The organism is Streptomyces sp. NPDC007863 (genome assembly GCF_040633895.1).
In the GTDB taxonomy this organism is placed as follows: Bacteria; Actinomycetota; Actinomycetes; order Streptomycetales; family Streptomycetaceae; genus Streptomyces.
Window position 1 is genome coordinate 341,899 of the sequence record NZ_JBEYEI010000001.1, and the last position, 24,857, is coordinate 366,755.

At 73.4% G+C, this 24,857-nt stretch carries 19 protein-coding genes and 1 pseudogene; 4 read left to right on the forward strand and 16 right to left on the reverse strand.

Annotated elements, in window-relative coordinates:
* Positions 1 to 2: 2 nt before the first annotated feature.
* A complete protein-coding gene (locus tag ABZ621_RS01460; protein WP_360599479.1) occupies positions 3 to 1,901 on the forward strand; it encodes a glycoside hydrolase family 36 protein in 1,899 nt (632 codons plus the stop codon).
* Positions 1,902 to 1,960: 59 nt separating this feature from the next.
* Positions 1,961 to 3,004: a LacI family DNA-binding transcriptional regulator gene (locus ABZ621_RS01465; RefSeq protein ID WP_360599481.1), complete on the forward strand. Its 1,044-nt coding sequence runs from the start codon at positions 1,961 to 1,963 to the stop codon at positions 3,002 to 3,004.
* Between the two features lie 12 nt (positions 3,005 to 3,016).
* Here ABZ621_RS01465 and ABZ621_RS01470 read toward each other — a convergent pair whose 3' ends face one another.
* From ABZ621_RS01470 to ABZ621_RS01530, 13 genes are all read right to left on the reverse strand, one after another.
* The gene (locus ABZ621_RS01470; protein WP_360599482.1) at positions 3,017 to 4,144 is read right to left on the reverse strand and encodes a hypothetical protein; all 1,128 of its coding nucleotides are present in this window, start codon (positions 4,142 to 4,144) and stop codon (positions 3,017 to 3,019) included.
* The gene (locus ABZ621_RS01475) at positions 4,141 to 4,692 is read right to left on the reverse strand and encodes a phage tail protein (RefSeq protein WP_360599484.1); all 552 of its coding nucleotides are present in this window, start codon (positions 4,690 to 4,692) and stop codon (positions 4,141 to 4,143) included. Before ABZ621_RS01475 ends, ABZ621_RS01470 begins: the two co-directional genes overlap by 4 nt.
* Positions 4,693 to 4,697: 5 nt before the next feature.
* Complete coding sequence (locus ABZ621_RS01480) at positions 4,698 to 6,707, reverse strand: putative baseplate assembly protein (protein ID WP_360599486.1); 2,010 nt, start codon at positions 6,705 to 6,707, stop codon at positions 4,698 to 4,700.
* The gene (locus tag ABZ621_RS01485) at positions 6,704 to 7,108 is read right to left on the reverse strand and encodes a GPW/gp25 family protein (protein WP_360599488.1); all 405 of its coding nucleotides are present in this window, start codon (positions 7,106 to 7,108) and stop codon (positions 6,704 to 6,706) included. The genes ABZ621_RS01480 and ABZ621_RS01485 overlap by 4 nt, the downstream gene beginning before the upstream one ends.
* An 8-nt stretch (positions 7,109 to 7,116) precedes the next feature.
* Positions 7,117 to 7,401, reverse strand: coding sequence for a PAAR domain-containing protein (locus tag ABZ621_RS01490; RefSeq protein ID WP_360599490.1), 285 nt, complete (start codon positions 7,399 to 7,401; stop codon positions 7,117 to 7,119).
* A 19-nt stretch (positions 7,402 to 7,420) separates the two neighbouring features.
* Positions 7,421 to 9,262, reverse strand: a complete 1,842-nt coding sequence (locus tag ABZ621_RS01495; RefSeq protein ID WP_360599492.1) for a VgrG-related protein — start codon at positions 9,260 to 9,262, stop codon at positions 7,421 to 7,423.
* The gene (locus ABZ621_RS01500) at positions 9,262 to 10,062 is read right to left on the reverse strand and encodes a LysM peptidoglycan-binding domain-containing protein (RefSeq protein WP_360599494.1); all 801 of its coding nucleotides are present in this window, start codon (positions 10,060 to 10,062) and stop codon (positions 9,262 to 9,264) included. Before ABZ621_RS01500 ends, ABZ621_RS01495 begins: the two co-directional genes overlap by 1 nt.
* 5 nt (positions 10,063 to 10,067) lie before the next feature.
* Positions 10,068 to 10,508 carry a phage tail protein gene (locus ABZ621_RS01505; protein WP_360599496.1) on the reverse strand — a complete coding sequence of 147 codons (441 nt, stop codon included), beginning with the start codon at positions 10,506 to 10,508 and terminating at the stop codon, positions 10,068 to 10,070.
* 17 nt (positions 10,509 to 10,525) lie between these two features.
* Positions 10,526 to 10,912: a hypothetical protein gene (locus tag ABZ621_RS01510; protein WP_360599498.1), complete on the reverse strand. Its 387-nt coding sequence runs from the start codon at positions 10,910 to 10,912 to the stop codon at positions 10,526 to 10,528.
* 1,263 nt (positions 10,913 to 12,175) lie between these two features.
* Positions 12,176 to 12,322: a DUF6760 family protein gene (locus ABZ621_RS01515; RefSeq protein WP_360599895.1), complete on the reverse strand. Its 147-nt coding sequence runs from the start codon at positions 12,320 to 12,322 to the stop codon at positions 12,176 to 12,178.
* Positions 12,319 to 12,789, reverse strand: coding sequence for a hypothetical protein (locus ABZ621_RS01520; protein WP_360599500.1), 471 nt, complete (start codon positions 12,787 to 12,789; stop codon positions 12,319 to 12,321). The genes ABZ621_RS01515 and ABZ621_RS01520 overlap by 4 nt, the downstream gene beginning before the upstream one ends.
* Complete coding sequence (locus tag ABZ621_RS01525; protein ID WP_360599502.1) at positions 12,789 to 13,232, reverse strand: phage tail protein; 444 nt, start codon at positions 13,230 to 13,232, stop codon at positions 12,789 to 12,791. Before ABZ621_RS01525 ends, ABZ621_RS01520 begins: the two co-directional genes overlap by 1 nt.
* A gap of 10 nt (positions 13,233 to 13,242) precedes the next feature.
* Entirely contained in the window at positions 13,243 to 14,790 is a 1,548-nt protein-coding gene (locus tag ABZ621_RS01530; RefSeq protein ID WP_360599504.1) for a phage tail sheath subtilisin-like domain-containing protein, read from the reverse strand.
* A gap of 242 nt (positions 14,791 to 15,032) precedes the next feature.
* On the opposite strand from ABZ621_RS01530, the gene ABZ621_RS01535 reads away from it, so the two are divergent.
* Both ABZ621_RS01535 and ABZ621_RS01540 read left to right on the forward strand, forming a co-directional pair.
* A complete protein-coding gene (locus tag ABZ621_RS01535; RefSeq protein ID WP_360599506.1) occupies positions 15,033 to 19,148 on the forward strand; it encodes a hypothetical protein in 4,116 nt (1,371 codons plus the stop codon).
* Positions 19,149 to 19,168: 20 nt separating this feature from the next.
* Positions 19,169 to 19,819: a hypothetical protein gene (locus ABZ621_RS01540; RefSeq protein ID WP_360599508.1), complete on the forward strand. Its 651-nt coding sequence runs from the start codon at positions 19,169 to 19,171 to the stop codon at positions 19,817 to 19,819.
* A gap of 349 nt (positions 19,820 to 20,168) precedes the next feature.
* On the opposite strand, the gene ABZ621_RS01545 is transcribed toward ABZ621_RS01540, so the two are convergent.
* The 3 genes and pseudogenes from ABZ621_RS01545 to ABZ621_RS01555 form a co-directional block, all read right to left on the reverse strand.
* Positions 20,169 to 22,133 carry an AAA family ATPase gene (locus ABZ621_RS01545; protein ID WP_360599897.1) on the reverse strand — a complete coding sequence of 655 codons (1,965 nt, stop codon included), beginning with the start codon at positions 22,131 to 22,133 and terminating at the stop codon, positions 20,169 to 20,171.
* 62 nt (positions 22,134 to 22,195) lie between these two features.
* Positions 22,196 to 22,747 (reverse strand): annotated as a pseudogene (locus ABZ621_RS01550) (DUF4255 domain-containing protein); the annotation flags it as partial.
* Positions 22,748 to 22,754: 7 nt separating this feature from the next.
* Positions 22,755 to 24,827 (reverse strand): HYR domain-containing protein, encoded by a 2,073-nt coding sequence (locus tag ABZ621_RS01555; RefSeq protein ID WP_360599510.1) that lies wholly within the window; start codon positions 24,825 to 24,827, stop codon positions 22,755 to 22,757.
* Positions 24,828 to 24,857 lie beyond the last annotated feature (30 nt).

The window sequence follows — 24,857 nt, forward strand, 5'->3', positions numbered from 1 at the left end:
CCGTGACCACCACACCGGACGTGACCACCGCACCGGACGCCGCGCCGCAGCCGCCCGTACCGGCCTGGCGGCCCAACTCGCCCACCGGGGAAGGAGGGAACGGCGGCGCCCGCGCCACCGTCCACCGGCCGCTCGTCACCGGACTCGCCGACACCACCACCGGAGAGCCGCTCACCCTCCACCTCACCGGCATCGGCGGCGAGCGGTGGGAGACCACCGTCACCCGCGTCGCCGACGCCGTCGCCCTCGTCGAGGTCACCGCGGCGGAGCCGGTCACCGTCCGCGCCGAATGGCGCGTCGCCTGCGCCGGCGCCACCGCCCACTGGACCCCCGACACCAGCGCCTCCCGCTGGCTCCCCCCGTCCTGGATCGCGCCCCGCACCGCCTCCCTCGCCCACGGCGCCCCCGTCACCAGCCTCGTCGGCACCCACGACCGGGCCCTGTGCACCGCCGCCGCCGGAGAGACGACCGCGCCCGTGCGCATCGGGGCAGGCGTGGTCGAGGAGAGCGGCGAGTTCGCCTTCACCTTCGAGCAGGACCTCACCCCCGACGGCCCGCCGCTCCGCCTCCGCGTCGACCTCAGCGGCCGGCACTTCGCCGCCACCCTCCGCGGCGTCACCGACTGGTGGGCCGAAGGCCTCCACCACCCCGGCGTCGCGCCCGCCGCCCGGATGCCCGCCTACTCCACCTGGTACAGCCTGCACCAGAACGTCGACACCGCCGCCGTCGAACGCCAGGCCGCCCTCGCCGCCGACCTCGGCTGCGAGAGCGTCATCGTCGACGACGGCTGGCAGACCACCGACCGCGCCCGCGGCTACGGCCACTGCGGCGACTGGGAACCCAACACCGCCGCCTTCCCCGACCTCGCCGCCCACGTCGCCGAGGTCCACCGGCTCGGCCTCGCCTACCTCCTCTGGTACGCGGTGCCGTTCATCGGCCGGCACAATCCCGCCCGCGACCGCTTCCAGGACATGATCCTGCGCGAGGAACCCCACCTCGAAGCCGCCGTCCTCGACCCCCGCCACCCCGAGGTCCGCGCCCACCTCGTCGACACGGTCGCCCGCGCCGTCGAGGAGTGGGGCATGGACGGCGTGAAGCTCGACTTCCTCGACCGCTTCGCCGTCGCCGACCCGCCGCCCCCGCCCGCCGGCGCCGACCACACCACCGTCCACGGAGCCGTGCGCCGGCTCCTCGCCGACCTCGACGCCCGGCTGCGCCGCACCCGGCCCGACGTCATCGTCGAACACCGCCAGCCGTACGTCGGCCCCGGCCTCTGGCCGTACGCCACCATGGTCCGCGCCGTCGACTGCCCGCTCAGCCCCGCCGAGAACCGCCAGCGGGTCGTCGACTGCCGGCTCACCGCGGGACCGCTCGCCGTCCACGCCGACATGATCATGTGGCACCCCGCCGAGACCCCCGAGGCCGTCGCCGTCCACCTCGTCAACGCGCTCTTCTCGGTGCCCCAGATCTCCGTCGACCTCGCCGCCCAGACCCCGGGCCAGCTCGCCGCCCTCCGCTTCTGGCTCGACGTCTTCCGCCGCCACGCCGACGTCCTCCAGCACGGCGCCCTGGAACCCGCCCGCCCCGACCTCGGCTACCCCCTCGTCCGCGCCGCGGGCCCGCACACCACCGTCGTCGCCCGCTACGCGCCGCTGCCCGTCGCCCTCCCCGAACGGGACGACGCCCCGAGCGCGGCACCCGGGCCGCGCACCCTGCTCGTCGCCAACGCGGACCCCGACCCCACCGTCCTCCTCACCGCCGTCCGCCCGGAACGGGCCCTCGCCCTCGTCCAGGACTGCCGGGGTGAGATCCTGTCCGAGACCGAACTCGACCTCGTCCCCGGAACCAACCCGGTGACCGTGCCGACCGGCGGCCTGCTCACCCTCACGCGCGAGGGCTGACCGAGCGCGCGCCGCGGGCGGACGGCCACCGCCCGCGGCCCGCCGACCCCAGAGGAACGATGACCCCTCGACAGGTGACCATCGAAGACGTCGCCCGCACGGCGGGAGTCTCCCGCCAGACCGTCTCGAACGCGCTCAACGCCCCCCACCGGCTGCGCGCCGCCACCCTCGACCGGGTCACCGCCGCCATCGAGGCCCTCGGCTACCAGCCCGACCAGTCCGCCCGCAGCCTGCGCACCGGCACCCGCAAGGTCATCGGCTACCCCGCCCCCGCCGACAACCCCGCCGACCCCAACCCGCTCATGGGCGGCTTCCTCCAGGCCCTGGTGAGCGCCGCCGACACCGTCGGCCACCGCGTCCTGCTCTTCCGCTGCGACCCCCAGCAGGGCGCCGGCGCCGTCGCCAAGTCCTTCCACGGCCTCATCGCGGCCCGCCAGGTCGACGGCTTCGTCCTCTCCGACGTCGTCCACGACGACCCCCGCGTCGACGTCCTCGCCGAGGCCGGCTTCCCCTTCGCCGCCTTCGGCCGCACCGCCCCCGGCCGCCCGCAGAACTGGGTCGACATCGACTCCGCCGCCGCCACCGCCGACCTCGTCGGCCACCTGCTCGCCCAGGGCCACCGCCGCGTCTGCTACGTCAACTCCGCCGCCACCCTGCCCTGGATGGCCGACCGCCGCGCCGGCCTCCTGGCGGCCGGCGCCGCCGCGCCCGACGGAGCCTTCGAGGTCGGCGTCCCCGACGACGACCCCGCCGCCCTCTCCCGTACGCTCCAGCGGCTGCTCGCCGGGCCCGACCGGCCGACCGCCCTGGTCTGCGCCAGCGACTGGCTCGCCCTCACCGCCTACCAGGCCGTCCGCGCCGCGGGCCTCGCCGTCGGCACCGACGTCGCCGTCACCGGCTTCAACGACCTGCCCCTGTGCACCTTCCTCCAGCCCACCCTCACCAGCGTCCGGCTGCCGCTGCCCGCCATCGCCCACGCCCTCGTCGACCGCCTGATCACCGTCGTCGAGGACCGCGAGGCCACCCCGTCCGAGGGGCTGCTGCTCCCGGCGGAGCGGATCGTCCGGGGCAGCACCCCCGACCGGCGGGGCGCGCGGGGCTGACGGCCGGGCCCGTCAGCCCCGGTGACCGAAGAACTCGACCTCGGCCACCGCCAGATGGCGGCCGCGCCCGGCGCCGTACGCCGTCTCGGGCGTCACCCGGATCCGGGTCACCCCGGAGCCCCGCAGGTCGAAGGTCTGCTGGCCCGGCTGGTCCTTGAGGGTGATCCGGCGGGTCGAGACGTCGCCGTCCGCCGACACCACCTCCACCACGATCCGCGCCGGGCGCGCCTGCGTCAGGAACTCGTCCTTCTTCGCCGACACCCCCGCGAACACCACGAGCTTCGTCACCCGCACCCCCGGCGCCCCGAACTCCGCCTCCACCGTGGCACCGGGCGCGGCGACGCCCCAGTAGCGGTTGGTGAACCCGTCGAAGGCGGCCGTCGCGGGATGGTCCTTCAGCGCGGCGGAAGCCCGTACGGCGGACGGCGGCAGCGACTCGGGCGGACTCGTCTCCTCCCGGGCGAGCCCCAGCAGCCGCCCCGCGTGCGGCAGGCCGAACCAGACGCCGCAGGCGAGCAGCGCCAGGACGAGCGGCAGCACGATCCGCGGCCTGCGCCAGGCCCGGCGCGGCCGCGTCCCGGCGAGCGGCGCGGGCCGCCCGCCGCGGCGCGTCAGCCGGCGCCACCAGGGCGGCGGCGCCTGGGGCGCGGGCCCCGGGGCGAGCGGCAGCGCGCACCGGAGGCAGAGGGTGCGGCCGGCGCCGTTCTCGCTGCCGCACCCCCGGCAGCGGACCACCGTCGGTGGCGGCGAGGGCGGCTCGACGGGCGCGGGTGACGGTCCGTCGGCCGGCGGCCCGGGCACCGGCGGCCCGGTCTCCGCCCCCGGCCGCCGCAGCCCCGGGACGGCCGGCGGCTCGGCCGAGGGTGGCGGTGGCGGTGGCGGTGCGGGCGCCCGTACGGGAAGGGGTACGGGGGCGGGTACGGGTGCGGGGGCGGGCGCGGCCGGCGGGGGCGTGGCGGGTGCAGGTGCGGCGGGCGCCGGCGCCTCCGCCGCATCGGCGGCCGCCCCCGTGCCCGCGCCCCGCCGCGCACCCGTCTCCGTGTCGCCGTCGTCGCCCCCGTCCCAGTCCAGGAACGCCCCGCAGGACGCGCAGAACGGCGTGCCCGGCGTGTTGCGCTGTCCGCAGGTCGGGCAGGTCACCGCGCACCCCCCGGCAGGATGTCGAGCGTGAAGCCCACGTGGGCCGGGATCTCGGCCGCGATGAGCTCCTCCAGGCGCGCCCGGTTGACCCGCCCCGGGTCGGGCGGCGCGAGCCGGATCGTCACCCAGGAACGTCGGGTGCCGGGCAGCGGGGTGCCGGGGGTGGCCGACCAGACCGTTCCGCCGCTCTCGGTGATCTCGGCCGGCGCCCCGTCCGTCTCCAGGCGCAGCGCCTCCGCGAGTCCGTCGAGGGTGCCGCGCGTCCGGTGCCGTTCGACCGCGCCGAGGACGGCGGCGCGCCGGCGGTCCCGCGGGGTGTCGTCCCGCGGCTCCACGGCCACCCAGCCGGCCAGCATGTCGAGGAAGTCCTCGGGCGCCGTGCGCGGGTCGAAGTGCGCGGGCAGGTTGTCGAGGCTGAGCAGCACGGGCGCCAGGACCTCGTCGAGGGCGGCGAGGAAGCGGGCGAGGAAGTCGTGCTCCAGATAGACGGCGGGCAGCAGTTCGATCAGCGGGTGCGGGCTCGGCAGCCCGGGGACGTCGGTGCGCACGGCGGTCAGCCCTCCCTGACGCGCAGCTGGTGCTCGTACGAGAAGACGAGGGCGTGCCGGTCGAGGGGGATCCGCCCGTCGGGCACCTCGGTCCGCTGCCCGGTGACCGGGTCGGCGCGGTAGAGCCGCACGTCGTCGACGAGGTCGACGCCCGGCACCCGCTGGAGGACCGCGTACGCCTCGCCGGTCTGCACCGGGCGGCCGAAGGGCCAGCCGGTGCCCTCGGGGCCGCCGGTGAGCGCGTTGAAGTAGCCGTCGAGGGCGGCGAGGGCGTCCTCCCGCACCCGCTCGGCGGCGGCGCCGCGGCTCGCCTGCACGGTCGCGACGAAGGTGACGCCCTGGTAGAACGGCGGCTCGACGACGACCCGCGCGCCGACGGGACGGCGCTCGTCCAGGTAGGCGGCGATCCGCGCGAGGGTCCGCGGCGGGGGGATCAGCTCGTCGAAGGCGATCCGGCCGCGGTCGTCGCCGCGCCCGGCCGGCACGATCAGGAGCCGTACCCCGCCCTCGGCGTCCTCGGGGACGCAGTGGACGCGGGCCGCGTCCGGCGCCTGCTCGCGGGCGAGGAGCTCGTAGTCGCGCGGGACGACGGCCCGGCGGAGCGTCCGCAGGGTGAGCGGTCCGCGGATCCGGGCGCTGTCGACGGTCTCGCCGTCGACGCCGCCGAGCGCCCGCCGGCGGTTCTCCACGCGCGCGACGTACGGCACGGTGCCGCGCAAGACGCGGAGGGTGCCCCGGGCGACGTTGCCGCGCACGCCGCCGCCGGTGCGGTAGGCGCGGACCCGGACGGTCGCGCCCTTGCCCGGCACGGCGCCGAAGTTCCTTATGGTGCCGTCCTGTTCGCGGACAGCGGGACCGAACTCGACGCGTCCGGTGCCCTCGTCGAGGGTGAAGTGCCGGTCGGCGGGGCCGGAGTGGGCGAAGTCGTCGACCCGCGTCCACGGCACCTCGGACGGGTCGGCGGACCCGTCCGGGGCCGGGTCGGTGACCTCCAGGGCGAACTCCCCGGGGACGACGGGCGGTCGGGCGACCGCGAAGGACTGGCCCGCCACCCCCTCCGCCGTCCCCAGCACCTCGCCGGTGATCCGCTCCGCGTGCTCGGCGGCCACGGTCGCCCCGATCGTGAAGGCCGTGATCCCGCGCACCACCGGCGGCGCCACGTACGTCGGCTGGTCCGGTGCCGCCTCCACGAGACGGCACCGCAGCCAGCCCCCGGTGCGCCGCACGATGCTCAGCGGGGTGTGGCCGGCCGGCAGGTGCAGGATCAGCTCGCCGGAGCGGTTGAAGCCGCCGGTGTCGTCCTTCTCCACCTCGCAGGCCGTCCAGCGGCGCCCGTCCCACGCCTCCCACAGCAGCGGCGGCCGCAGCGGGTCGACGCCCACGCCCTGGACGTCGCAGTCCAGGCGGAGCACCACGACCCCGGCGGGCACGGCCGCCGACAGGCCGACGTAGAGGGCGTCGCCGGGGGCGGGCGTGGGGGAGAAGCAGGGCACGTCCCGGCGGAGCGCCAGCTCCTCGGTGCGGTCGACGGCGGCCGCGTCCGCCCCGGCTCCCGCTGCCGCCCGCGCACCCGTGCCCGGTCCGGTCCCGGCGGCCGGGAGCGTCGCGAGCGCCGCGTACGCGCACGGCACGATCGTCAGGTCCCGGGTGGTGCCGAAGACCACGGCCGGCTCGGTCTCGGTGCGGACCGTCGCCACCTCCGTACCGGCGCGCACGAACACCGGCTCGGGCTGCGGCGCCGACAGCCGGAACGTGACGTCGGTGACGGCGGCGGTCGGCGGGTGGAGCCGCACCCCGATCAGGTCGAGGAAGGTGAGGTAGCTCTTCTCCGGCACCCGGTTCACCCGGTACACGAGCTGGTCGACCATGGTGGCGAAGGCCTCGATGAGGGTGACGCCCGGGTCGGACACGTTGTGGTCGGTCCACTCCGGGCAGCGCCGCTGCACCAGCCGTTTCGCCTCGTCCACCAGGCTCTGGAAGTGCCGGTCGTCCAGATGCGGGCTCGGCAGCGTCATGCGCGGTCCTCCTCCGGGATCACATAGAACGGGAACACCAGGTTCCGGGGGTCGTTGGCGCCGCGCACGGTGTAGCCGATGTCGATGTACAGCACGCCGCTGTCGACCTCGTCGAAGCGGACCGCGACCTCCGTCACCTCGATCCGAGGCTCCCACCGCTCCAGCGCGAGCCGCACCTCGTACGCGAGCTGCCCGGCCGTCCCGGCGTCGGCGGGCGCGAAGACGTAGTCGTTGATCGCGCAGCCGAACTCGGGACGCATCGGCCGCTCCCCGGGCGAGGTCGCGAGGATCAGCCGGATCGACTCCTCCAGCTCGCGCTCGCCCCGGACGAGCGCGATCGACCCGGTCGCGTCCGTGCGCGGCGGGAAGGCCCAGCCCGCGCCGATGAACTCCTGGCCCATGGTTCCCCTCAGCCTCCGATCAGCACGGACGGGCAGCCCGACACGACCGCCGAGCCGCACGCGGACAGGTCGCCGACCCGGGCCGCCGGACGGCCCCCGATCAGCACCGTGGTGGAGCCGGGAGGCGCGAGCGCCGACGGCGGATGGGCCGCCGGGGAGGAGCACTGGTGCGCGGTGCCGACGGTGGCGGCCGGCTGCCCTCCGATCAGGACGGACGACACCCCCGGAGGGCCGATCACCCCCGGGTGCGCGGTCGGGTCCCCGACCCGTGCGGCCGCCGCTGCCTGTGCCATGGCTCTCCCTCCGTCCCGATCAGTTGATCTTCACCAGGGGCGCGCTGACGGAGAGCGTCGTGCCGCCCTTCAGCTCCGTGCGCTGCGTCCCGTCCACCGTGACCGTCGACCCCCGCACGTCGAGCGCGCCGCCGGTCGCGAGCCGCACCGCGCCCTGGCCGCCGTCCACCTTCACTCCTTGACGAGCCGTCACCGACACGCTGTCGCCGCTGAGTTCGAGCGCGCCGCGTTCGGCGGCGACGCTCACCCCGCCCGAGGCCGTGATCGACACCTTCTCCTTCGCGGTGATCCGCACCGATCCGTCGCTGCCGATGGTGACGGCCGTCCCCGACTGGTCGAGGTCGATCGTCAGCTTCCCGTCGCCGGTCCGCAGCCGCACTCCCTGAGCCCCGCCCGCCGCGTCCAGCAGCTCCAGTCTGTGCCCGCCCTTGGAGGCGAAGGCCCGCCGGTCCACCGCCCCGGACGTCGGGTCCACCGCGCCGCCCCCGGACGGCCGGTCCTGGCCGTTGTAGAGCCCGCCGAGCACATACGGCCGGTCGAGGCGCCCCAGCTCGAAGCCGACCACCACCTCGTCCCCGACCTCCGGGATGTACGGCTCCCCGCCGCCGGTGCCGGCCGCCTGCGCGGTCCGCGCCCAGTCGCTCGCGTACTCGTCCGACAGCCACGGGAACGTCACCTTCACCCGCCCCGAACCCTCCGGGTCCTGCGTGTCCGTCACCGTCGCGTTGACCAGCCCGCCCGCGCCCCGCCCGGCCACCGGGCCACCGCCGGTGAGCCCGTACAGCGAGCGCTCCTGCTGCCCCGACACGGTGATCCAGGTCTCGTACCCGCGCAGCGCGTCGAAGACGTGCCGCGACGACGTCACCGTGTACCGGCCCTCGAAGGGCGCGCCGACCGCGTTCAGCGCCACCGCCGTGCCCGCCCGCACCTCCGGGTTCCCCCGGACGACCGCCTCCAGCTCCGCGAACGAGCCCGCGATCCGCTCGGCCAGCGCCTTCGCCGCCCGGTCGACCCGCTCCTGCGTGCCGTACCCGCCGTCCGTCACCACGTGCCGGGCCTCGCCCAGCGGCGCCGTCACCTCCGCCGCCGTCACCCCGAGCGCCAGCGTCGACGACTCACCGGCCGGCGCCCTGCCCACCAGCGCCCGCTTGCCCCGCACGTCCCAGCCCCGCACCTCCACCTCGGAGACCTGCTCGGCCGCCGACACCGACGCCCGGCAGCGCAGCAGGTTCGCCCCCCGCTCCAGGACCAGCGGATCCCGGTCCGCGCGCGCCGACGCGTCCGGCGCCCCGCCCGCCTCCGCGGGCCTCGCCACGTGCAGCATCCCGTCCCGTACGTACGCCTGGGCGCCCGCCTCCTCGGCGAGCCCGCGCACGAACTCCCAGTCGCTGACGTTGGCCTGGGCCACGTGGTCGAGCACCGGCCCGGCCACGTCCACCGTCCCCGGCTTCAGCCCGGCCCGCTGGGCGACCCGGGCGACGACGTCGGCGAGCGTCATGTTCTGGTACGCCGCCACCCGCGCCCCGCGCAGCAGCTTGTACGTCTCGTCGAGCCCGCGCACCACCGTGTACGTCCCCGAATCGTCCAGCTCCAGTTCGAGCGCCGTCACCACCCCGGTGAGCAGCGGCCGGGGTTCCGTCCCGCCACCGCCGCGGGCGAGCAGCGCGATCTCCGTGCCGACGGCGAGCCCGCCCTGCGCGAGCAGCGTCCGGTCCGGGTCGCGGAACCGCAGCAGGAACAGGTCCGGCAGCTTACGGCTGTCGTCGACGTACCCCTCCACGAGGGTGTTCATCAGCCGCGGCGGCAGCGGCCGCCCCCCGACCTCGACGACGAGCGCGGACGCGACCCCGGGCGCCGCCATCACAACCCCCGACGGTTCGCCGGGGCCGACTCCCCGCGCAGCCGCCCGAGTTCGTCCGGCGCGGGCAGCAACAGCCTCGTGCCGGGGGCGAGTCGGAGCGGATCGTCGATGCCGTTCGCCTCGGCGATCACCCGCCACGCCGCCGGATCGCCGTACTCGCGCTGCGCGAGCGACGGCAGCGAGTCCCCGGCCGCCACCCGGTGCGTACGGCGCGCGGCGAGCGCCCCCGACGTCGGGTTCTGCCCCGGCGTGTCCCCGCTGATCTCCTCCATCGTCACCAGGCAGACCGCCCGGATCGGCACCCCGGAGGTCGTGAACAGCGTGTACTTCGCCTGGACTTGGCTCACGTACCCGGGGAATCCGGTCAGCCCGCCCCAGTGGAACACCACCCACGGCGGCGACGCCCGCTGCTGCTGCCGCGTCTCGCTCGTCGGCACACAGCACGCGAACAACTGCTCCACCGAGGTCACCACCCGGGTGTCCTGCGTGTCGCCCGCGTCGAAGAACATCTCCACCGTCAGCCTGGACGGCTGCGGCCCCTGGTACTCCGGCGGCCCCGCGCTCTTCGCACCCTTGGCGGGCGTCCGCTTCCACGCCGCCGCCTTCGTCAGGCTCAACTCCTTGGGGTTGAACTGGAAGTCGATTCGCCCGCACGGCGCCCCGGGCGTCAGGCCGCCGCCGGACGGCGGCGTCCGCAGCTCCAGATAGGCGTGCTCCAGCTTCGGGCGCGCGGAGCGGCCCTTGCCGGCCGAGGCCACGCCGGAGGCGCCGGCCGCGCTGAAGGCGATGGGGGAGCTCATGCCGGTCAGCCCTCCATGACGTAGCCGTGATGGGCGATCTCGATCGTCTCGATCGCCACCTTCGGCGACTCGGGCGTGAAGGACGGCCCGGTCCACCGCACGGGAACGACTTCGAGCAGCCCCCACTGCGCCACCGTGCGCCCGTCCCCCGTCCGCGCCTCGATGTGCGCGGTCTTGCGCGTGAAGCCGGTCGTCATGCTCGCGAACCAGCGCGCCACCTTCTCCGTCTCCCGGGTGAGCGGCCGTGACAGCTTCACGTTGGAGTACTTGAGCCGGGTCGGCAGCTGCCAGACGTGCCCGTTGTTGCCGCCTTCCTCGCGGGTCTCCAGGACGACCTCGCAGCCGAGGCCCTCGCAGGTGTTGAAGGACCCCAGCTCGATGTCGTCGATGGTGACGACGAAGCAGACGCTGACGGCGGGCTCGTCGCCCTGGGCGGCGGTGGCCATGGAGTTCGCTCCTTCGGTCAGAACCGGGTGTCGATGAGCCGCCCGGCCCGCTCACGCTCCAGCCGCAGCTCCGCCTTGAGGAGCCGGGCGAGCGAGGGATAGAGGGCACGGACGAACTCGTCGGTGACGGGGGGAGTGGAGCCGGGACCGGAGGCTCCCGGGGGCGTTCCGGGGGACGGCTCCGGGCCCGGGTCGCCGACGGGTCCGGATCCGGGCTCGGGGTCGAGGTCGGCGGCGGGTGCGGGGGCCGGTGGCTCGTCCGGGGGTGGCGGGGGCGGCGGCTCCTCGTTCGCCACCTCGCGCTGGACGAAGGGGGTCCGGGGCGGGGCCGGGGCCGGCTGCCGGGGCGCGAAGACGACGCTGCCGTCGGCCATGCGCTGCGCGATCCCGGCGGCGACGGCCACGTCACCGGCGTCGCGGGACGGGAGCGGGGGCGGGAGCGCTGGGAGAGGTGCCGGTGCCGGAGCCGGAGCCGCCGGAGACGAGGCCCGCGAGGCGGTGACGGAGGCCGGACGGCCGGTCGCCCGTTGGACGGATGCGGTCGGTTGTTCCCATCGCACGGGGACGGCGGCCGGGGGAACGGGAGCAGGCGCGGTGGCGCTCGGGGCGGTGTCCGGTGTCACCGTACGCAGGACCAGGGGCCGGTCGGCGAGCAGCGGAGCCACGGGTGCGGGCTCCGGCCCGGCGACGGGTGCCGGGACCGGGGCCGGCGGCACGGACTCGAAGGGTTCGGGTACGGGTACGGGGGCGGGCGGCGGCGCGCTCGTGGGCGCCTCGCGCTGGGCCGTGGGGGGAAGGAACGCTCGGGACGCGTCGACGCGAGCGGGCTCCGGCCCGGTCGGCGGCACGCCGGTCGTCTGCGCCGTGCGCTGGGCCGTCGGCGGCAGACCGGGAAGCGGGGCCCCGAGGCCTGGGGAGCGCCGGGGTGCCGCCGTGGAGGGCGGCAGGGAGCGCTGTAGCGGCGGGAGGGGCCCGTGGCCCGCCTCGGAGGCGGAGGCGGAGGCGGGTGAGGACGCGGGTTCGGACGGTGGTGCCGGCGTTTCGACGAGCGGCTGCTCGCCGACCAGGGGGCGTACGGGAGGCTCGACGGCCGACGTGACGGCATCGGGTGCGTCGACTGCCGGAGCCGGCGGTTCCACCTCCCCGGGGCTCTCCGGCGTCTCCAGGGTCTCCGGGACCGCTGCTTCAGGGACCGGCGGCGGAGGTTCCGGGTGAGGCCCGGGAACGGGCGCGGTGGTCGCCCGCTGAACGGACCCGGACGGAACAGGCGCCGACGGGACGGGCACCGGAGCGTCGGGCCCCTGCGGGACGGGTCCCACGGCCGGGGGCCCGGGTCGCGCGGGAAAGGTCACCGCCGACCGCTGGACGGGCGTCGTCACGCCCTCGACGAGCCCGCTCGGCGCGTCGGCGCTGACCAGGTGGCCGAGGGGCGAGGAGAGGGCGGTCGGCTGCCGGGTGGACAGCCCGCGCTCGAAGGCGGAGTGATCGGTGACGAGACGCGGAGGCGTCAACGTACGCTGGATCGGAGGGAGTTCGGCGAGATCGAAGCGGTCGGCGTGCTCCGTGGGCGCCGGCTCCGCCGGGCGGTCAGCCCTCCGCCCGCCGCCGCCACCGCCGCGCAGCCAGGACAGCAGTCCCATCGTCGTGCCCCCTCCCCGTAGACTCCGTCATCCCCCGCCGAGGCGGGCCGCCTGGGCGACGAACCTCCGACGTTCCGCGTGCTCCAGGTCGAGGAGCTGATCCAGTGGCCAGTGGAAGTGGTAGGCGAGGTACGCGACCTCCTCGTACAGCCGGTCGGCCGCGTACGTCGCTATTCCCCCAGGCGGCCACCACCCGCGAGGTCCACCGCGAACTCCTCCCGGCACGACGGGCAGGTGACCGCGGCCCGCGTGTGCCCCTCGGCGTTGACGCGCCGGTAGAAGTCCTGGAGGAAGGCGAGGTCGGAGGCGAACAGGTCCTCGATGACCCCCGGGTGGATGTCGTCGACGGTGCCGATCCGGGTGACGACGCGGGAGATGAGGACGACGGACAGGTACGCGGAGTTCTCCCGGACCCGGTCGTCCCGCAGCGGCACCAGCTCGTCGCGGGCGGTCGCCAGCCGCATGACGCCGTCGCGGTGGACCGTCCCGTGCTCGTCCACGTACCCGCGGGGCAGCCGGAACGGGAACTCGGTCCGCAGCCCCGCCCCGGTGTCCTGGCCGGCGGGGGACGCGGACGCGGACGCGGACGTGGACGGGTGCGGGTGCGGGTTCGGGGACGCGGCCGCCGTCGTGCGCCGCATCAGTCGACTTCCATGCTCTCGTACGTGATCACCAGCTTCTCCGTCAGGACGGAGGTGTCGCCGGCCTTGAGCGCGCCGATCTCCAGGGACTTGGGCCAGGCGTTGATCAGCTTGTAGCGCTTGATGGGGAGGCCCTCGTAGTCGTAGACGATGATCGCGCCGTTGCGGCGCGCGTCGCTCATGCGGCCGAACCGCGAGTCCTTGATCCACCGCTCGAAGCTCGCGTCCTCGGTGAGGCCGCGGGAGACCGTGACCTCGCCCGCCTTGGGACGGCCGGGCAGCTTCTTGATGGCGTACTTTCCGTCGGCGGTGTTCTGCTTCAGCTCGATGACGTCCTGCTCCATCTTCAGGCCGCTGACCTCGGTGATCTGCCTGATGATGACGCTGTCGAACTCCAGACCGAAGGAGTGTCCGACGGAACTGTCGAGGTCGGGAAGGGGCACGAGGGACTCCTCACTCGTCGACGGCACCGGTGCCGCTGGTCAGCTGGGACAGGCGGAAGACCACGAACTCGGCCGGCCGGACCGGTGCGACACCGATCTCGCAGACCACGTGGCCCGAGTCGACGCTCTCCGGAGGGTTGGTCTCGCGGTCGCACTTCACGTAGAACGCCTCGTCGGGCGTCAGCCCGAACAGCGCCCCCTTGCGCCACTCGTTCACCAGGAACGCGCTGACGGTGCGGCGGATCCGGGCCCACAGGGCGTCGTCGTTCGGCTCGAACACCACCCACTGGGTGCCCGCGAGGATCGACTCCTCCAGGTAGTTGAAGAGGCGGCGCACGTTGAGGTAGCGCCAGGCCGGGTCGGAGGAGAGGGTGCGCGCCCCCCAGATGCGGATGCCCCGGCCGGGGAAGGCGCGGATGCAGTTGACGCCGATCGGGTTGAGCCGGTCGTGCTCGCCCTTGGTGAGCTGCGTCCGGAGGGCGACGGCGCCGCGGACGACCTCGTTGGCGGGCGCCTTGTGCACCCCGCGCTGGTCGTCGTTGCGCGCCCAGACGCCGGCGACGTGCCCGCTCGGCGGAACCGCGGAGACCCGGCCGGTCGACGGGTCGGCGACGTCGATCCAGGGGTAGTACAGCGCCGCGTACCGGGAGTCGTACCCGGCGCGCTCCGAGCGCCAGCCGGCGACCTCTTGCGGGCTGAGGCCGGGCGGCGGGTCGAGGACGGCGACGCGGTCGCCCATCAGCTCGCAGTGGGTGATGAGCGCCTGCTGGACGGCGAGGACCCCGTCGAGGTCGATGAGCCGGCGCTGGTACGCGCTCATCAGGTCCGGCACGGCGACGGTGGTGACGTCCTCGACGGCCTCCAGGCCGCCGATGCCCGAGCGGCGGTCGGCGTCGCCGACGTACACCTCGGGGGTGAAGGGCGCGCCGCTCCCCGCAGGGGCGGGCAGCGCCGGGGCGAGCGTGACGGTCTGCGGCTCCGGGCGGACCGGGGCGGCGCCGGTGCCGGGCTCGGTGATCTCGATGAGCGCGGAGGCGGCGTTGACGCGGGTGGCGACGTTCTCCTTGCTGCGCTTGGTGGTGACGGAGGGGTAGGTCTCGACCGTCTCGCCGTTCCGCGTGACGATCAGCCGGAACGCGTCGGACGGCGGATCGTCGCCCTCGACGTCCGCGACCTCGACGGTGACCGTGCCGGTGACGCCGGGCCGGGCGACGACGGAGTACGCGCCGAGAGCGGTGGGACCCGTGGGGCCCGTGGGTCCGGTGGCGTCGGTGGTCCCGGGCGCGGTGGAGGTGCCGTCGTCGACCCGGACGACGTAGCAGGTGCCGCCGCCGTTGGCGAAGAAGCCGTACACCGAGGCGGCGAGGTACGTACCCTCGACGAAGTCGCCGAAGCGGCTCACGAACTGGCTCCAGTTCGTGATCAGCGTCGGCTCGTTGAAGGGCCCCTTGCGGGCGAAGCCGACGAAGGCGGCGACGGAGGTGCCCACTCCCTCGATCGGGCGGGAGCCGGACTGGACCTCTTCGACGTAGACGCCCGGTGACAGATACGACGGCATACGGTGCTCGCTCTCCTCTACGTCACTCCTCGACCGGGGAACCGCTCCCGCTGAACCGGGCCATTCTCACCACCGCGCCGATCACCCGGAACGGATGATCGGCCGCCCGCCTGGGCACCGTGAACTGCCCGAAGGTGCAAGGGAGTCGGGGCCGTACGGGTCCCCCCGCGCCCTCCGTGCGACTCCGGGCCCGCGGGCAGCCTGGCCGTGCGGGCACGGCGACGGCGACCGGGAGGGGACGGATGAAGGAGGTCCCGGAGAAGAAGCCCCCCGCCGGCCCGCAGGCCGTCGACCCGGCCCCGGCACCGGCCCCGTCCCCGGCTCTCTCCCCCCACAGCGTGCAGCGCCTCCAGGGCGCGGTCGGCAACGCGGCGGTGGCACGCCTTGTGGCCCAGCGGTACACGGCCCCGGTGAAGACGCCGCCCGCCGCGGCCCCGGGCTTCCGCAGGGTCGGCGCGGACGTGGCGGCGAAGAAGCGCACGATGTCCGCCCACGCTCCGGCGGCCGCCGAGTCGAAGTCCGCGCAGGACGCGGCCGTCGCGCCCCCCGACGACAAGGAGGCGCAGGGCAAGGCCGCCAACGCGGAGAAGATGGACGCGGCGAAGCCGGGGGAGTTCGACAAGGCGGCGTTCATCGCCGCCGTCGACAAGGCGATCGAGTCGCAGGCGCCGAAGAACCTCGACGAGGCGGACAAGTTCTCGAAGTCCGGCAAGGCCGACAAGGTGAAGGAAGAGGTCGACGGCAAGGTCACCGACGGCAAGGACGCCTCGGCCGAGGACATCGAGACGGCGACGAAGGCCCCGCCGGACACGTCGGCGGCCAAGGACAAGCCCGTCACCCCGCTGGCCCCCGACCGCCCGCCGGCCAACCCGGGCGCGCCGAACGCCGCCGACGCGATCCCGGAGAAGCAGCCGGCGGCGGTGACGGACTTCTCCCAGGGCCCCGCGGAGAACGACAAGGCGCTGGCGGACGCCGAGGTCACCGAGGAACAGCTCGCGAAGGGCAACGAGCCGGCGTTCGACGAGGCCCTGACGGCGAAGAAGACGGCCGAGACGGACTCGGCGAAGGCCCCGGGCAAGGCCCACACGGCCGAGGACCGGGAGCTGGCGACGGCGAAGGCGGGCGCGGCAGCGGCCGGCGCGCAGGCGATGAACACCCTGACCGCCACCCGGGACGGCGCGGGCAAGGCGGTCGACGGCGGCAAGGGCGAGACGAAGTCGAAGGACGAGCGGAAGCGGGCCGAGGTCACCGCGAAGCTGCAGAAGGTCTTCGACGCGACGAAGAAGGACGTCGAAGCGACCCTGACGGGCCTCGACCAGAAGGTCGACGCCGCCTTCACGGCAGGGGAGAAGGCGGCCCGGGACGCCTTCACGGCCGACCACAAGGCCCGCATGAAGAAGTACAAGGACAAGCGCTACTCGGGTTTCCTCGGCAAGGGCCGCTGGCTGAAGGACAAGTTCGCCGGCCTGCCGCGGGAGGCGAACGACCTCTACCAGGAGTCGCGCAAGCTGTACGTCGCCCGCATGCGCACGGTCATCTCGCAGGTCGCGGACCTGATCGGCGGGGAACTGGGCCGCGCCAAGGCGAGGATCGCCCAGGGCAGGGCGGACCTGAAGGCGGAGGTCGACAGACTGCCCGCTGACCTCAAGTCCTTCGGCGAGGAGGCGCGGCAGGACTTCGAGGGCAAGTTCGAGGACCTGGAGACCACGGTCGACGAGAAGTCGGAACAGCTGGTCCAGGACCTCGCGACCAAGTACACGGCCGCGCTCAACGCCGTCGACGAGGAGATCAAGAAGCTCCAGGAGGCCAACAAAGGCCTCATCGACAAGGCGAAGGACGCGATCGTCGGCGTCATCAAGACCATCAACGAGCTGAAGAACCTGCTCCTGGGCATCCTGGCCAAGGCCGCCTCGGCCATCATGAAGATCATCAAGGACCCGATCGGCTTCCTGGGCAACCTGGTCAAGGCGGTCGGCGCCGGCCTCAACCTCTTCGTCGCCAACATCGGCGAGCACCTGAAGAAGGGCCTGGTCTCCTGGCTCCTGGGCACGGCCGTCAAAGCGGGCCTGGACCTTCCCCAGAAGTTCGACCTCAAGGGCATCATCCAGCTCATCGCCTCCCTCCTGGGCCTCACCTGGGACAACATCCGCACCCGCATCACCCGCCAGGGCGTCCCCGACGAAGCGATGACGGCGGTCGAGGCGTCGGTCCCGGTGGCCCAGTCCCTGGCCAAGGAGGGCCCGGCGGGCGCGGTCGAGCAGATCCAGGCGGAAGCGGGCGACCTGAAGTCCACGATCCTCTCGAAACTCACGGAATACCTGATCCCCACGGTCATCATCGCGGGCATCACCTGGATCGTCTCCCTCCTCAACCCCGCCTCGGCCTTCGTCCGCGCCGTCAAGGGCATCATCGACATCGTCACGTTCATCGTGAACCAGGGCGCCCAGATAGCCGACTTCGTCAACGCCGTCCTGGACGCGGTCATCCAGATAGCCAACGGCGGCGCGGCCGGCGTCCCCAAAATGGTCGAGACCGCCCTGGCGGCCAGCATCCCCCTCCTCATCGGCTTCCTGGCCTCCCTCCTCGGCATCGGCGGCCTCGCCAACAAGGTCAAATCCGTCTTCCAGGCGGTCTCGAAGCCCGTCAACCGCGCCATCGACAAGATCGTCGACTTCATAGCCAAGAAGGGCAAAGCCCTTTGGCAGAAGCTGAAGGGCAAGGACGGCAGGGAGAAGCCGGGAAAGCGGAAGGAGGCGTCCGACGGGAGAGGCGCCGATCGGCGCAAGGACAGCCCTGCCGCCAAGCAGAAGCGTCTCGACCAGGGAATCAGAGAGGCGGTCAGGGTCCTCGACTCGTACGAAGGGAGGCTGCTTCCGGAGGTGGAGGTCCGCGCGAAGCTGGCGCGGATCAAGAGGAGGTATTCCCTTACCGAGCTGAAGGCCGTGGGAGACGGCCTGACGTGGAAGGTGGAGGGAGCCGTCAATCCGACGGGCATCAGCGGTACCAGGGTTGCCACTCTCAGGGCGATCGTGAAGAGCATGAAGGTCGCCCTCGCCCAGTTCGGACCCGAGCGCGTCGAGGTGGTGCACAGGAACTGGGCCGAGCAGTTGGAGAGGGCCAAGATCGAGGGAGTCTCGATCTGGACCGCACAGGACCTGAAGGGTACCGAGCGGGAGGGCCTGGAGGCGCTGGACAAGGCCATGACGAGAAGGGCCCTCTTCGGATACTTCGACCAGCGACGGGACAAGCTCGCCGAGTCCGAAGAGTTCAAGAAGTACGCACTCATCAACAAGAAGCCCGACCCTGATCACGACGTGCGGAAAGTGTTCCACGCGTTGCTGGGATCCGCTGTTCTTGAGCAGATCAAGAGCCCGAAGAGCGCGGAGAGAATCAGATCACTGTCCCAGGATGATGACCAAGAAGCGCTCGTCAACCAGCTGCCGAAGGTTGAATTCCTGCCGGAATTCGATAAGTTCGGTGGCTTCCAGGACCTTCCCGGAACGCATCCGAAGGCGGATGTGTCTCTGAAGGAGGCCGTCAAGAAGGCTGGCAGTCGTGGAAGCGACCGGCCCATCGTGAACTTCCTCAAGATCATGGTGGAGGACGGAGGGGAGGTCGATGGCTTCACGGCGGCGGACTTCTTCGAGAAGTGGTCTGTGGGGGTCAACGCGGAATGGGTGAAGGACCAGTTCAGGGAGGTGGCGCCGGGGCGCCACGAATGGATTCCGTCCAACTACATCGGTCGCGTGCTGGAGGTCGCGATCGCGGCTCGCAGCAAGCATGGGGTGGATGTGGCCAAGGACTGGATTACGTTGCAGAGCTCGCTGAGGTCTTTCACCTGTGACGTCATATGGGACCTCAAGGTCCGGCCCGGCACGCCCGCGGTGACCGCCGACATCCTGCACACCCATGCGGGTGGTTTCGCCGAAAATACGTACAACTCGCACGCCGACCCGGTGTATCACGGGGATCCGGATCGCAGAAACGATCAGCCGGATCCTAACCTGAGGATCGCACCTGGGGGACTGCGGGGAATATTCGAGACGTACTTGGAGAGCGAAGGGGTCGAGGGGGCGACGCCGAGAGGTTTCCTGACCCATCTTCGTGCCCTCCTGAAGGGAGGGAAGGTCATGTGGGACGGCAAGCTCGATGCCAATCTCTCGCAGGATGAGCTTGATCTCCCGATCAGTGGGAACTATAAGAAGAAGACCGTCGTCGTGGGTGACCTCAACACTACGACGGACATCGAGGTCGAAGAGATGAAGGGGCTGACGGTCAGGGAGTTGGCGGAGATTCAGCGGGAGAACTACCTCCGAGTTCTGGAGAACTTCGCCCTGGCGGAGCAGGCGTTGCGATAAAGCGGAGAAGGAGAGGCATCGTGTGGGATCCTGCCGTCCGTACGGCAATCGGGAAGAAGCTCCGTGGCCGTTCGGAGACCGACCGTGAAGCGCTGCGGGTGATCGATGTTCTGACGGTCACTCATGCTCGCTCCCTCGATGGGGTCGAAGCGTGCGAGGGGCTTCGGATCCTTGTCCTCGTGGGATGCGAATTGGACACGCTCGAACGAGCTTCGGAGCTGCCGTCGCTCGGGATGGTGGTGGTCTCCGACTCAGTGATCAAGACCATTGATCACCTTGCGGGACTGAACCTCCATACCGTTCACGCGGAACGGACGGAGATCCTCGACCTCTCGCCTCTTCTCGCATGCTCGGGGCTGGTGGATGTGGCGCTGAGCGGGTCGGCGATCTCGGAGGACTCCTACCGCAGCGTGATCTCCGGCCTTGAGGCCGCCGGCTGCGATGTCACGCCACCGGACGCGATCGAGCGGGAGGTCACGGCAAGACTCCGAGGGCGTGGGCTGAAGATGAACTGCTATCGGTTCGGAAGCGGCTACCGCATCTGCCGGCCCGGCCTCATGTTCACGGACAGGCCGGAGGCCAACCATCCCGAGGTCGACCTTGATGCCTTGAGGCGGATGATGGATTCGGACCCGGAGGGCGTCACGGCACTGTTCGATAGGAGGGCGTGACGTCAGGGCGGGAGTGCCGCGGACCGTTGGCACTCCCGGGGCCAGGCCGAGGCTGGAGGTGAACGTGTCGTCGCCCGGTCGGTCCAGGTGGGTGTGACCTTCAGGGGCCCTGCTGCTTCCCGCCCGGGCGCATCGACCAGTGTCAGTGGGGGCGACCGCCTCCTTCAGGCAGCGTTCTCGCCGTGTGGTATCCGCCGAGCGAGCCTCCTTGGGTGGATGGCGGCGGGCGAGCGGCCTTTGCGCTTCGGCGCCGTACGGAACCGGCTACACCCATGCCGCCGGCGGCACCGTTGCCGTCCGCTCGAACGAGACAGGCGGGCAGCTCCCCCGTGTCTGCTGCTTGAACTGCTCAGAGCAGGAGACCGCCGTACCGCCCGAACTCCGACGCCAAGGTCAGCCGCCCCAGTTTCTGGTACTCCCGTTGTACCGCGTGGATCAGCATCGGCATCGTCAGCGGGCTGCCCGCCTCCGCTGCCAGGTACGCCGCCGTCACCGCGATCGAGCGGATGTTGCCGCCGGAGAGTTCGAAGGCTTCGGCGCAGAAGGTCAGGTCCAGGTCGGTGGCGCGGGGGAGGTTCGGGCCCAGGGCGCGGTCCCACAGCAAGAGGCGTTGGGGGGCGTCGGGGACCGGGAAGTCGACGATCAGGTCGAGGCGGCGGGTGAAGGCGTCGTCGAGGTTGGCGCGGAGGTTGGTGGCCAGGATGGCGAGGCCGTCGAAGGACTCCATGCGCTGCAGCAAGTACGCGGACTCCACGTTCGCGTAGCGGTCGTGGGCGTCCTTCACGTCCGAGCGTTTGCCGAAGACGGCGTCCGCCTCGTCGAAGAGGAGGACGCCGTTGACGCCCGCCGCCTCCGTGAAGATGCGTTCGAGGTTCTTCTCCGTCTCGCCGACGTACTTGTCGATCACCGTCGCCAGGTCGACCGTGTAGAGGTCCAGGCCGAGATCCGCGGCGATCACCTCCGCCGACATCGTCTTGCCCGTTCCCGAGTCGCCGGCGAACAGGGCCGCCACGCCTCTGCCCCGGCCGCCGCCCGGGCGCATCGACCAGGTGCCGAGGACGTGGTCGCGGTGGCGGGCCCGGGAGGTGAGTTCGCGGAGCTGGGTCTCCGTGTCCGGGGGGAGGACGAGGTCCCGCCAGGTGACGGTGGGTTCGATGCGGCGGGCCAGGCGGTCCAGGCCGGCCGCGTTCTGGGCCCTGGCCCCCTGGCGGAGGTGCTCGGCGGTGAGCGGGGTCGCCTCCATGCGGGCCCTCTGGGAGGCCGCCCGCGCCGCGCGCACGGTCTGCTCCGGGGTGAGGAGGAAGGGGGCCAGGAGGTCCTCCACCGGGAGGGGGGTGTCCTCGGACGCGCTCTCGCGCCACAGGGCCGCCCTCGACTCCGGGCTCGGCCGCGGCGCCCTCAGCAGCAGCGGCGGGGACGCCGACCAGGCCGCGTCCCACGGCAGGCGGCCCACCAGGGTCACCGGGAGCGGGAGGTCCGTCAGGGCGCGCAGGAGGCCGGGGCGCTCGCGGGCCACCGCGTCGACCGGCGCGCACACCAGGCCCGCGCCCGTCAGGCGGGCCTCGCGCAGCAGGCAGCGGACCGCCTCCGCCGGTGCCGGGTCCTCCGCCAGGCGGGAGAGGTCGACGCCCAGGACTCCCCGGCCCGCCGCCTCCAGCGCCGAGGCCGCCAGGGCCGTACCCGCGCCGCCCTGGTCCTCCTGGAGGTAGACCAGCGCCGCCGGCTCCCCGAGGAAGCGGGCCAGCGGGGCCGGGTCGCCCACGCCCCGTACGGCCTGCCAGGGCGCCCGGACGTCCGCGAGGCGCGGGTCCGGGGTGTCGTCGCCCAGGAGGTAGGCGGTCACCCGGTCCGGGACGCGCAGCGACCGGCCGAGGAAGGGGCGGTCCCGGTCCTCGACCAGCAGGAGGCCGCCCTCCCGCAGCGGCGCCCGCTCGGCCAGGCGGGCCCTCGCCTCCCGGGCCGCGTGCGGCATGCCGCACAGGCCGAGGGCCAGGCCCACCGAGGGCCTGCGCCGCGTCACGTCGTCGTTGAGGTAGCCGTAGAAGGCCTCGAAGCGGTCGTCCAGGTCCGGGAGCAGTGCGATCAGCAGGATGTCCACGTCCAGGGCGGACAGGCCGAAGTCCTGGGCCAGAGTGCCCAGTCGGGAGGTGGCGGGTGCCGGTGGCAGGGGCCGTGCGGGGGGCGGGAAGGTGCGCGGCGCGTCCAGGAGGCGCTCCACCGCCTCCTCCGTCAGGTACAGGCCCCGGAACGCGTCGTCCGGATCCGGGTCGGTCTCCCGCCGCGCCTCCACCGCGCGCCGGACCCGCAGCTCCATGTCCCGGGCCCGCGCGAGGAGTTCGGCCGTCACGTCGTGGGCCCTTCGCCGAGGCGGACCTCCAGGCCCTCCTCGCCGACCGGCGGACCCGCCGCGTACCTCGGCGACGCCGTGACCGGCACGCTCACCACGAGGTCGAGCGAGGGCTTCAGTTCACCGCCGAGGGCACTCCAGACGTCGGCGAACGACCGGTCCTCCGGGGGCGGCAGCGCGATCGACATCGGCACCGCCGCGCCGAGCTCCGCGAGCGTGCCCGCGAGGCGCGCCGGCGGCAGGGCCTCGTACGTCAGCAGACAGGACAGGAGCGAGGAGAGCAGGCGGTGTTCGTCCTCGGGCCGTTTCGTCCAGGCGGTGATCAGGTACGACAGCTTGAAGTAGCGCGGCGGGCGGCGGCGGGCGACGACCACGCCGCGCTCGTCGTACTCGTTGTGCAGGCCGCGCTCGCGGCGGCGCATGTCCTCGCGGATGTCGTACAGGTAGAGGTTCACCATCGGCGCGTTGACCTTCGCCGCCCACTCGCGGGTGGGCGCGTCGAAGACCACCGCCACCTGTCCGCCCTCCAGGACCTCCGCCCGGATCAGGGCGCGCAGGACGTCGTCGACCTCGTGGATCACGGCTTCCTCACCCCCGGCCCGCGAAGTCCGGCGGCTGGAGCGCGTGCTGGACGACCAGGACCGGTTCCTCCAGGCGTTCCAGGCGTGCCGCCTCCGCGCGCAGGAGGCGCGGGCCGATCCGGTCCTTGCGCAGCACGAGGACCTGGGTCTCGAAGCGGCCGTCGCGGTCCGTCACCAGCGGGGCGGTGTCGGCGGTCAGGCCGGTGGACCAGACGAGCCGGAGCCGCTCGCCGGGCGGGAAGTCCGTGCCCCGGACGGTGACGGGCTCGCCCGGCCTGACCACCCGCGGAGTGACGTCCAGGCGCGGCTGGACCACCCGCAGCGGCGCCGTCGCCGTGTTGTCCCGGGGGCCCGGGTCGGGGAAGACGGCCTGGACCGTCGCCCGTACCGTGCCCGTCAGCGCCTCCTGGTAGGTGGCCGTCTGGGTGACCACGACCCGTCCGCCGGGCGGGATGGAGCAGGGCGCGGCGGTGGTGCAGCGGTCGGTACGGGAGAGGGCGCGGCCCGCGCCGGACGGCCAGGCCGCGTCGACGGTGACGCCTGCCGCGGCGTCGGGGCCGGCGTTGCTGAGCGTGTAGCGGGCGACGACCTCCCGGCCGGTGTGCGTACGGGTGGGGGAGAGGGACACGGAGACGGCCACGTCCGCCGACGGCGGGACGGGGAGCGGCGGGTCCGTGTCCGGCGGCGGCGCGAGCGGCGGCAGGACGCGGAAGGCGGCCGTGTCCGTCCCCGTGTTGCCGGCGGTGTCGGTGGCCGTGCAGGTCACGGTCGTGGTGCCCACGGGGAAGACGGAACCCGAGGCTGGGGTGCAACTCGTCGTCAGAGTGCCGTCGTTGGCGTCCACGGCGGTCGCCGTGTAGTCGATGGCGGTGCCCTCGTCGCCGCCCGCGCGGGCGAGCCGGTCGTCGACGGTGACGACGGGTGCCGTCACGTCGTTGACGGTGATCGCGACGCGCTGTTCGTACCGGGGGTCGGCGGCGGCCGCCCCGATCGCCGAGGTGTCCGGTGCCTGGGTGCCGAGGAGGAACTCGACCGTGCACGTGAGGGTCGTGCCCTGCGGGGCGTCGGGCGAGACGGTGATCGTCTCGGCGAAGGCGGCGGTCTCGCCGCTGACGACGTCGCGCGTCGGCGGGTCGAGGGCGACGGTGAGGCCGGGATCGCAGGCGTTCAGGCGGTGGCCGACGCGGGTGGGCAGATTGGTGAGGCCCTCGACGATCGCCTCGGCGACCCGGTCCGGGTCGATGCCGCTGAGCTTCCGGCCGCCGGTGGCCTCGATGATGCGGGTGGCCTGCCCGGGGGTGGTGGGCGGGTTCTCCACCTGGCCCGGGATCCCGGCGTCGCCGTCGCCGTCCAGACCGTCCCCCACACTGGTGGCCACGTCGATGCCGAGGACGCGGGCGTTCTTGTCCTGGAGGGCGAAGATCGTCTCCTCGATGGTGTGGCCGTTGCTCGGGTTGTGACTGGAGGCGTCGCTGACGAGGACGATCACGGGGCTGGAGTTCTCCCGGAAGACGGTCCGGCCGCCCGCGCCGTTCGCGATCTGCCACAGGCCGTTGATCCAGTCCTCGGACGGTCCCATGCTCCCTCGGCCCCGGCCGGTGCCGAGCTGCTCGACCCCCCTCCGCACCGTGGTGTCGTCCTGGGTGAGTTCGGCGGTCACGTCGAAGCCCGCGCCCGGGTCGACCTGCTGGTCACCGAAGGTCGCCACCGCGAACCGTGCGTCGGACTGGCCGGCCCGCACCTTCTCGATGATGCTGGTCAGGCCTCCGCGGACGTCGCCGATGACGTCGACCATGCTGTACGTCCCGTCCACCAGCAGCACCACCTCCGGCCGCGGCGGCACCACCGGCGTCCGGACCCGCTTGTCGACCTGGAGCGACGCGCCGGGGTCCAGTGCCTGCGCCACGCTCGCCGGCGTGACCGGCTCCTCCGGGACGGGCACCGCGGAGGCCGTCGTCGACGCGGGTACGGCTCCGGCCGCGAGCAGCAGCAGGGCGAGCGCGGCCCGGGCGGGCCGGCGGCGGGCGGGGCCGCGCGGCGCCGACGGCTCCGTACGCCCGGACGACTGGAACCAGCGCACGGCACAACCCCCTCGGCCTCGCGTCGCTCG